We start from the raw sequence: 7195 nt of genomic DNA on the forward strand, positions 1-7195 counted from the left end.
CTGGCCGTGCTCTCGTTCTTCAGCGCACCAGTGCTGTTCCGCTGCGCCCGCAGCGCCAGCCAGCGCGCCCGCCTGATCGCAGGCGCAATACTGGCCATCGCAGTGACCAGTCTGCTCATCGCCTGGGCCCAGACACCAAGAACGAACGCCGCCACCGGCGTAGGTCTCCGGGTGCCGCTGCTGATCTCCGCGTTGCTCATGCTGCTCATAGCAAGCTCAGCCGCACTGGTGGCTTCCCTGCTTCGTACCCGGACCGCCCGCTATCTCCCAGCGCGCAACCTGGGTCAGCAGCTCGCCTGGCTCGTCGTACCGGCTGCTGTTGCTCTCACACTCCTGCTGATCGTCCAGCCGCTGTCACGCAACTACGTGCTCTCGTCGAACGAACGGCTCGAAGGCTCCCCACAGGTAGCCGGACGCGCCAGTTCGTCCGTTCTCAACGGAAGCGTCGCCTGGGTCAGCGAGTCGGTCGCCGGTACCGGTGCTGACGAGGCGATCGGCACCCGCTTCGGCGTCGCGATCCCCCGGCCGGATGGTGCGGTCGAGATGCTCGACGCGGCCACCGGAGCACTGCGCTGGCGCTACAGCCGCTCCGACTCCGACGAAAAGCCTGTCATCACAGCCACCGGCAACGGCGACTACGTGCTCGCCCTGTTCAGCGACGTCGGGTATCTGCTGCTCAACGCGGACACGGGCCGCCGGGAGGCCGCGTGGCCCAGCCGGATGCGGGACAGGTTCATCCAGCAGCCCCAGCCGCTCCTGACCGGCGAACGCGGCGGCAAGCTGCACGGTGTCGACCCGGATGGGCACGAGCGCTGGACGTACGAGTCGGGCAAGTGCACAGACCTGGGCGCGATCGCCACCGCCGAGACCGTGCTCGCCTTCGTCAGCCACACCTGCGACGACCAGCCGGATGAGCTGACCGCGTTGGACGTACAGACCGGCAAGAAGCTGTGGACCAAGACCTCATTGGACAGCTACCGCCGACCAGTTGTCGTGGCCGGCCTGGTCGTCGTGGCCCAGCCTGGCGGCGACACCGACGTACCGGTGGCGCTGACCGCGATCGAGCCGAGTACTGGCGACGTCCGGTGGCGCTGGGCCGTGCCGAAGAGCTGGGCGTGCCGCACGCTGCTGAACGCTGCCGGGAAGTACCTGATCGTTGTGGACTGCCCTGGGCGAAGCACCGTCGAGAACCGCCGGACCGTGGTCACAGCGATCGACGCGAACACCGGTCTGACCGCCTGGCAGACGGTGGCGCCGGTCAGCCCGCGGGCGAAGGTCACGGTGACCGCTGACGGTCGCGTGGTCTCGCTGAGCCGCGCGGCCACCGGCTGCGTCGCGAACGTGATCAACAGCGCCGGCTTCCGCCAGGTCCGGCTGCCCACCGGCATCGACTGCACCCGGGACCCGCGGGCGGTCGGCAATCTCGTCCTGACCTCCGGCCCGAACACGGTGATCGCCCTGCGTTAGTGACTCCGTGTAGTCGACGGGTGGCAACGGCCGTTTCGTTGACGCCGGAGTGTGACCTGCGGCACCTGCCGGAGCAGTCAGGTGACAAGCCGATAACCCTTTGGCCACGGACCGATTCGGGAATCCCGGATCCGTCCGTCCGGACTCCCAACGGGTGCCAGACTCCATAGCCATGGACCTGCGCGACCAGTGGAATCGCCTGCTGCCGCACGCGCAGCCGTTGGGCGACGACCTGCTGGCTCGTTACGCAGAGCAACATCGGCACTATCACGACCGGCAACACCTCACCGAGGTACTGGCCACCGTCGACGAGCTGGCCGAGTACGCCGACGACGCGGACTCCGTCCGGCTGGCGGCCTGGTTCCACGACGCGATCTACGACCCGCGGGCCGACCCTGGCGAGAACGAGGAGGTCTCGGCCCAGCTGGCCGAGCTCGAGCTGGCCGCGTACGGCGTGGACGCCGACCGGGTCGCGGAGATCGGGCGGCTGGTCCGGCTGACCGCCAAGCACGACTGCGCCGCGGATGACCGCAACGGCGCCGTGCTGTGCGACGCCGACCTGCGGATCCTGAGCCTGCCGGGCGCGCGGTACGACGAGTACGCGGCCGGCATCCGGCAGGAGTACGGGCACATCGCCGACCGGGACTTCGCCCGCGGACGAATGGCGTTCCTGCAGACGCTGAGCGAGACCCGGCTGTACGCGACCCCCCGGGGTCACGAGGAATGGGAAAGACCGGCCCGGGAGAACCTCACACGGGAGGTCGAAGCCCTGGGCCCTAGGGCAGCCCGGCCGATCGGCGGGCTGATCCCGGTCATCTACTTCGGCGCCGCGCTCGGTGCGGTGGTCGCCTCCTCGGTCCTGCTAGGTCGTGGCCTCGGTGCGGCAGCCAAGTGGCCGGCCGATCCCTCCGAAGTCAGTGGCTTCCCGGTGTGGGCTCCGATCGCCGGTACGGCGGTAGCGGCCGCCCTGACCTGCGCCTGGTTCCGGCGGGCGCAGCGGCGCCTGGTGACCGTTCCGGCGATCGTCTTCGCTGCTGTCGGGCTGATCGCGGTCGGCGTGTGCTGGTGGCGCTGGCCGGCGGCTCAGCCCGGTGCGGCCATGTCAGAGCGCTGGCCGTACCTCCTGATCGCGTCTGCGGCTCTAGTACTCGCAGGTGCGTTGCTGGCGCTGGCACTCCGGCTACGGCTCGCACCGGCGTACGCGCAAGCTCCTCCGCGCTGGGTGGGCATTGGCGCCACGGCTATCTGTGGATCGCTCCTGGCCTGGGTAGTGGTCTCCGCTGGCGAGCCTTTCGTGCAGGCGCGGCTGGAGACCGCTAACACGGTCAGTACGACGACCACGATCCAGCCGACGCAGCAGCCGGTGCAGCTCGACGGGACGCTGGCCTGGAGCCGTGAGGTCCCAGCAACGGGCGCCATCACCGGTACGGCCGGTGGGGTCGCGGAACTGCGCTCGGACGGTGTGGTGATGTCCGACGCGGCCACGGGCCAGATCCGGTGGCGCTACTCGCGGGCCGACGTACAGGACGCCGCGTCCAGCGGCTCCCGGGGCCTGGTGGTGTCCGAGGACGGCCAGGTCATCGCGGCACACCTCCCCCGGTCGCAGTACCGCGAGCCCACGGGCATCAAGCTGCCGACTTACGCCGTACTCGACGCAGTGAGCGGGAAGGTGCTGACCGAGGTCGACACCGACGGTACGGCGCTGGCGGTCGACTCTGACCAGCTGCTGGTGGCAGAGGGCAACAACGTGGTCTCACATGGCGTGAGCAGCCCGACGCACTGGCAGGCGCGGGTGCGCTGCAACGTGACGCAAGGCGCGCTGATCGGGGACCAGGCGGTCGTGGTTGACGCCTGCGCCGGTAACGGTGCCGTCGTACGCGGGCTGGACCTCAACACCGGTGCCCAGAAGTGGGAGGTCAACCTTGGCTCCCGGATCGACCTGAGCGCCGAGCTGGACCCGTCCACGTGGGTCGGCGAGCTGGTCTCCGTACCGGACACCCGTGAGGTCTCCGGGCTGATCTGGACCGGTGCTGCCGGCGGCACGCTCTACCAGTGGTCCGTCGACACCAGCACGGGCAACCTGCTCTGGACGTCGCCAGTACCCGGAACACCCCGCCCGCGGCTCGGCTCGTCCTCCTGCGACACACAGCTCGCCGCGACGCACGCGTCCCTCGTACTGATCACCTGCCGCACCGGCAACGACTCAGGACAGCCGCAGACGTACGACGTGTCCGCGTCGAGCCCCGCGGACGGTACGCCGCAGTGGCACCACCTGCTGCAGGTACCGCCCAAGCTGCAGCACCCGGAGTACCCGCGGGACGGGTTCGGGCTGCTACCGGACGGACGGGTCGTCACGTTGATGCCGCAGGCCAACGGGAGCTGCTCGCCGGTGCTGATCGGCTCCACCGGCATCCAGGCCCGGCCGATCCTGGCCGGCCCGAACGCCCAGGCCGTCGCCAAGTCCGAGACCGTCACCTGCGACAGGCCGGCCGTCACGGTGGCCGCCTCCCGCCCCATCTTCTCCGACGGAACCCGCCTCTTCGCCCTCAACTGACGGCCCCTCGCTCCTCCGCGCGCAGCGCGGGAATTCTGTTGCCCGGGGCGCGGTTACTACCTACCGTGATGCTCATGTCCCGCGTGGTTTTCGAGTTCGACCTGTCAGGCACGTGCCTGCCGGGCGCTCCCACGTGGGCCGCGTCAGTCGATTCGGCCACTCGAAGCTGACCCTCCTCCTGCTCCCGCAGGACCCGCGGAGGAGGGTGGCTCGTACCGGCCCCCTCCACGCGGTGACAGCGCCGTGAGGGCTTGCCGGAGGGTCCTGGCTCACACCGAATCTTCTGACAGACAAAGGATTTCTGATGGCCAAGAGCCAGTTCGTGCGGACCAAGCCGCACCTCAACATCGGCACGATGGGTCACGTCGACCACGGCAAGACGACCCTGACCGCCGCGATCACCAAGGTGCTCGCCGAGCGCGACCCGAAGGTGAACCGCTTCGTCGCCTTCGACGGCATCGACCGGGCTCCGGAGGAACTGCAGCGCGGGATCACGATCAACATCTCGCACGTCGAGTACGAGACCGCGACCCGGCACTACGCGCACGTCGACATGCCCGGGCACGCCGACTACGTGAAGAACATGATCACCGGCGCCGCGCAGGTGGACGCCGCGATCCTGGTCGTGTCCGCGCAGGACGGCGCCATGCCGCAGACCCGCGAGCACGTACTGCTCGCGCGCCGGGTGGGCGTGCCGTACCTGGTGGTCGCGCTGAACAAGGCCGACACCGTCGACGACCCGGAGCTGCTCGACCTGGTCGAGCTGGAGGTCCGTGAGCTCCTGTCGGAGTACGGCTTCCCGGGCGACGAGGTACCGGTCGTGCGGGTGTCCGGGCTGAAGGCGCTCGAGGGCGACCCGACGTGGACCGCCGCGATCGGCGAGCTGCTGGGCGCGATCGACGACTACGTGCCGGTACCGGACCGTGAGCTCGGCGAGCCGTTCCTGATGCCGATCGAGGGCGTGCTCACGATCAGCGGCCGGGGCACGGTGGTCACCGGTGCGGTCGAGCGCGGTTCGCTGAAGCTTGGCGACGCGGTCGAGGTGGTCGGCCTCGGCCCGACGGTGACCAGTACGGCGATCGGTCTGGAGACGTTCGGCAAGTCGCTGGAGTCCGCGGACGCGGGCGACAACGCGGCCGTGCTGCTGCGGGGCGTGAAGCGCGACGAGGTCCGTCGCGGCCAGGTGGTGGCGCTGCCGGGCAGCGTGCGGCCGCACCGGAAGTTCCGGGCGAACCTGCACGCGCTGTCCACCGCCGAGGGCGGCCGGCACACGCCGTTCGCCGCGGACTACCGGCCGCAGTTCTACTTCCGGACCACGGACGTGTCCGGCGGGATCGACCTGGGTGAGATCGCCCTGGTGATGCCCGGCGACACGATCGAGCTCGGCGTGGAGCTGACCAAGGCGGTCGCGATGGACGTCGGCCTCGGCTTCGCGGTCCGCGAAGGCGGCCACACCGTCGCCGCGGGCACCGTGACCGAGTTGCTCGACTAGGACGGAAAGGCCCTCAACCTGTTGAGGGCCTTTTCCTATGCCTGAGACCGGAAGTGATCAGCCGCTCCACCAGCTCACGGCTGGACACGGGTACGGCGCCGGCCGCGACGAGGTCGTCGTACCGGTCGCTGGGTACGTCGTAGTGGTCGCGATCGAAGCCGCGCGCGGGGATGCCCGCGGCCTTGGCGAACGCGTGCAGCTCCTCGTAGGACTCGTCGCTGACCAGGTGCGACCAGATCCGGTTCCAGGCCGGCCAGGCGGGCGGGTCGATCAGGATCATTCGCGGGCGTCCTGGGCGTCGAGCAGGTTGCGCCAGGAGCGGACGAAGCGGGAGTTCACGTACGCCTTCGTCCACGACCCGTCCTGGCGGACCGACGTACCGACGTGGAACCGGCGTACGCCGCTCTGGTACAGCCACGGGACGTGTTCCGGCTGCAGGCCGCCGCCCGCCATCATCACCCCGGCGACCGCGGCGTCGTCACGCGCGAGCTTGCACAGGTCGTCCAGACCGTGGCTGACGCCGATGGACGAGCCCGCGGTCAGTACGCAGTCCAGACCGGGCAGGGTACGCAGTGCGCGCCAGGCTTGCTGCTGCTCGAGTACTGCGTCGATGGCCCGGTGGAACGTCCACGGCGTACCGGCGAACGTGCTCACCAGCTGCCCGACCGACTCGACGTCCACCTGGTTGTCCGGGGTCAGGAACCCCAGCACGAACCCGTCCGCGCCCGCGGACAGGAAGGACTGCGCCATCGCGGTCAGCCGGTTCAGGCCGGCGCCGTCGGTGGTGAACGAGTTCTCCAGCCGCAGCATCACCCGCAACGGCAGGTCGGTGACCCGCCGGATCGCGCTGACCGTCGACACCGACGGGCACAACCCGTCCGCCTCCATCGAGGCGCACAGCTCCAGCCGGTCCGCCCCGCCCTCCTGCGCCGCCTCCGCGTCCGCCGGATGCAACGCGATGATCTCCAGCAACGAACCCATGCCGTACATCCTCTCGCACTCGCCGCGAAATTCGTGTTGCGCTCACCGAGCGGCTTCTGTATCGTTTTTCTAGAACGATTTAGAAGAACGATCCAGAAGAGGTGGACGCGATGGCCGGGGTGACACTCAAGACCGTGGCGAAGGCCGTGGGCGTGTCGCCGTCGACGGTGTCGAACGCCTACAACAAGCCCGACCAGCTCTCCACCGCGCTCCGCGAGCGGATCCTGGCCACCGCCCACGAGCTGGGGTACGCCGGACCCGACGCCTCCGCCCGGGCCCTGCGCAGCGGCAAGGCGGGCGCCGTCGGGGTGCTGTTCACCGACAAGCTGGCCTACGCCTTCTCGGACCCGTACGCGGTCGGCTTCCTCGCCGGGCTCGCCGAGGTCGCCGAGGAGTTCGCGACCAGCCTGCTGCTGATGCCGCTCAGCTCCACCGACATCGCCGGCGGCAGCAACGCCGTCCAGCAGGCGGCGATCGATGCGGCCGCGATCTTCTGCGTACCGGGCGGCCACCCGGCGCTGGAGATCCTGGCGAACCGCGGGATCCCCGCGGTGTCGACCGACCGGGGCGACCACCCGGACCTGTCCTGGGTCGCGATCGACGAGGTCGAGGCGGCCGCGCAGCTGGGCGAGCACCTGGCCCGGCTCGGGCACCGCGAGGTCGTCGTACTGGTCGACAACGCGCAGGCAGCCGGCGGCCGG

General features: G+C 69.9%; 6 protein-coding genes. 4 read left to right on the forward strand and 2 right to left on the reverse strand.

The annotated features are described in order from the left end of the window. Window positions 1–102: 102 nt before the first annotated feature. The 3 genes from VFF46_RS25300 (at window position 103) to tuf (ending at window position 5513) form a co-directional block, all read left to right on the forward strand. Window positions 103–1467 (forward strand): PQQ-binding-like beta-propeller repeat protein, encoded by a 1365-nt coding sequence (locus VFF46_RS25300; protein ID WP_325039701.1) that lies wholly within the window; start codon window positions 103–105, stop codon window positions 1465–1467. A gap of 172 nt (window positions 1468–1639) precedes the next feature. Further along, window positions 1640–4021 carry a hypothetical protein gene (locus VFF46_RS25305; RefSeq protein WP_325039702.1) on the forward strand — a complete coding sequence of 794 codons (2382 nt, stop codon included), beginning with the start codon at window positions 1640–1642 and terminating at the stop codon, window positions 4019–4021. A 304-nt stretch (window positions 4022–4325) separates the two neighbouring features. Continuing rightward, a complete protein-coding gene (gene tuf / locus VFF46_RS25310; protein WP_325039703.1) occupies window positions 4326–5513 on the forward strand; it encodes an elongation factor Tu in 1188 nt (395 codons plus the stop codon). A 13-nt stretch (window positions 5514–5526) separates the two neighbouring features. On the opposite strand, the gene VFF46_RS25315 is transcribed toward tuf, so the two are convergent. Together VFF46_RS25315 and VFF46_RS25320 are read right to left on the reverse strand one after the other, a co-directional pair. Then, complete coding sequence (locus VFF46_RS25315) at window positions 5527–5793, reverse strand: DUF4031 domain-containing protein (RefSeq protein ID WP_325039704.1); 267 nt, start codon at window positions 5791–5793, stop codon at window positions 5527–5529. After that, entirely contained in the window at window positions 5790–6494 is a 705-nt protein-coding gene (locus tag VFF46_RS25320; RefSeq protein WP_325039705.1) for a copper homeostasis protein CutC, read from the reverse strand. The genes VFF46_RS25315 and VFF46_RS25320 overlap by 4 nt, the downstream gene beginning before the upstream one ends. Window positions 6495–6604: 110 nt before the next feature. Between VFF46_RS25320 and VFF46_RS25325 the strand changes: the two genes are divergently transcribed. Continuing rightward, on the forward strand, window positions 6605–7195 hold a 591-nt coding region (locus tag VFF46_RS25325; protein WP_325039706.1), incomplete at its 3' end, for a LacI family DNA-binding transcriptional regulator.

The organism is Kribbella sp., assembly GCF_035655035.1.
GTDB lineage: Bacteria > Actinomycetota > Actinomycetes > Propionibacteriales > Kribbellaceae > Kribbella.

Coding starts and splice junctions, on each gene's coding strand:
- VFF46_RS25305 (WP_325039702.1), top strand. CDS start 1,640: ATGGACCTGCGCGACCAGTGGAATCGCCTGCTGCCGCACGCGCAGCCG.
- VFF46_RS25320 (WP_325039705.1), bottom strand. CDS start 6,494: ATGGGTTCGTTGCTGGAGATCATCGCGTTGCATCCGGCGGACGCGGAG.
- VFF46_RS25315 (WP_325039704.1), bottom strand. CDS start 5,793: ATGATCCTGATCGACCCGCCCGCCTGGCCGGCCTGGAACCGGATCTGG.
- tuf (WP_325039703.1), top strand. CDS start 4,326: ATGGCCAAGAGCCAGTTCGTGCGGACCAAGCCGCACCTCAACATCGGC.